Below are 1685 nucleotides of genomic sequence, written 5' to 3'. Positions count from 1 at the left end.
CAGTCGTGGGTTGCGCGCCAGGCACGGCTCAGGACCGAGCCCCAGACGCTCGGCGAGGCCGGGGCGGAATCCTTCGATCACGGCGTCGGAGGCCGCGATGACATCGAGTACCGCCGCGGTGCCCCGAGGGTGCTTGAGGTCAACGGCGATGGACCGCCGATTGCGGTGCAGAGCGGAGCCGGCGGGAAGGCCGGCTTCGGAGGGGCGGTCGATGCGGATCACGACCGCGCCCAGGTCGCCGAGGAGCATTCCGCAGAAGGGCCCTGGTCCGATGCCGCCGAGCTCGACCACGCGGGTGCCGGCGAGCGGCCCCGCGACAGGCTGCCGGGCGAGCGAGTTCACCGGCCCGTCCACTTCGGCTGGCGCTTCTCGGCGAACGCGCTGGCACCTTCCCTCGCGTCCTCGGAGGTGAGGACCGACTGGACCAGCGGACGCTGGCGCTCCCAGCGCTCCTCGGCGGGCCAGGAGGCGGCCTCTCGGAGTACCCGCTTGGTCATGCGCACCGCGAGGGGGCCGTTGGCGGCGATGGAGTCGGCGAGTGCCAGTGCCCCGTCGAGCGCGCCTCCGGGTTCGGTGAGCCGGTTGACCAGGCCGAAAGCGTGGGCACGCCGAGCGTCAAGGGAATCGCCCGTGAGTGCCAGTTCCATCGCCACTTGCTCAGGGATGCGGCCGGGCAGCCGGAGCAGGCCGCCCGCGGCCGCGATCAGGCCGCGCCTGACTTCGGGGAGCCCGAACCGGGCGTCGTCCGCTGCGCCCACCATGTCGCAGGCAAGTACGATCTCGCACCCACCAGCCAGGGCGTGGCCTTCGACCGCGGCTATCAGGGGTTTGCGAGGCGGCGCCTCGGTGATACCTGCGAACCCGCGGCCCTCGACCGTGGGGTTCTCGCCCGAAAGGAAGGCCTTGAGGTCCATTCCGGCGCAGAAACTGCTGCCGGCACCGGTGATCACGCCGACGGCGAGGTCGTCCCGGCGGTCCAGTTCATCGAGCGCGGCGGCAACCCCTTGCGCCACGGCGAGGTTGACGGCGTTGCGCGCTTGCGGCCGGTTGAGGGTGATGACGGCGACGCCGTCGTGGTACTCGGCCAGTACTACCGCGTCGGACTGCAAGGAGGACTCCTTGGTTCGAGACACAGAGAAGAGTTCGCTGACTTATCGATCGATAAATTAAAGCGGAGTCGCGGATGATGTCAACTTGTCGTGGTCGAGTGGGCGCTGGTGAGGCAAAGTCCCGAGGTGGCATTCGATCGGCCTCATGGACTATTTAGCGATCGATAAGTACCGTCGTCGCTGTGGGGAGTTCTGGCCGAGTGTTCGCATGCCGAGCCGTATGCGCGGGATCGCTTCTGGTTCTCCCCCTGACACAGGGCTATGACCCGCTTTCCGTGACGAAGGGGAACACGATGCGCATCGGTATGTCTCTGAGCTACAGCGGCGGCTTCCGTGAGACGGTCGCCGAGCTTGCCGACTATGAACGCGCCGGTCTGGATCTGGTGGCGGTGGCGGAGGCGTACTCCTTCGCCGCGATCAGCCAGCTCGGGTACACCGCCGCGAAGACCGAACGCCCCCAGATCGCGTCCGGGACCCCCCAGATCTACACCCGTCCGCCGACGCTCCCCGCGATGCCGGCCGCCGGCCTGGACTACGTGTCGGACGGCCGATTCATGCTCGGCCTCGGTGCTTCGG

General features: G+C 68.7%; 3 protein-coding genes. 1 reads left to right on the top strand and 2 read right to left on the bottom strand.

From position 1 onward, the window contains the following. On the bottom strand, window positions 1-342 hold a 342-nt coding region (locus tag KVT44_RS55420), incomplete at its 3' end, for a CoA transferase (RefSeq protein WP_308314428.1). Further along, entirely contained in the window at window positions 339-1109 is a 771-nt protein-coding gene (locus KVT44_RS55415; protein WP_217576823.1) for a crotonase/enoyl-CoA hydratase family protein, read from the bottom strand. The genes KVT44_RS55420 and KVT44_RS55415, both read right to left, overlap by 4 nt. Before the next feature lie 293 nt (window positions 1110-1402). Here KVT44_RS55415 and KVT44_RS55410 point away from each other — a divergent pair. Then, on the top strand, window positions 1403-1685 hold a 283-nt coding region (locus tag KVT44_RS55410), incomplete at its 3' end, for an LLM class flavin-dependent oxidoreductase (protein ID WP_217576821.1).

This window comes from Streptomyces sp. GbtcB7, from assembly GCF_019091445.1.
Classification (GTDB): Bacteria; Actinomycetota; Actinomycetes; order Streptomycetales; family Streptomycetaceae; genus Streptomyces; species Streptomyces mirabilis.
Note: the sequence above shows the minus strand (reverse complement) of the source record. Positions and strands in the feature narration are given on the sequence as shown.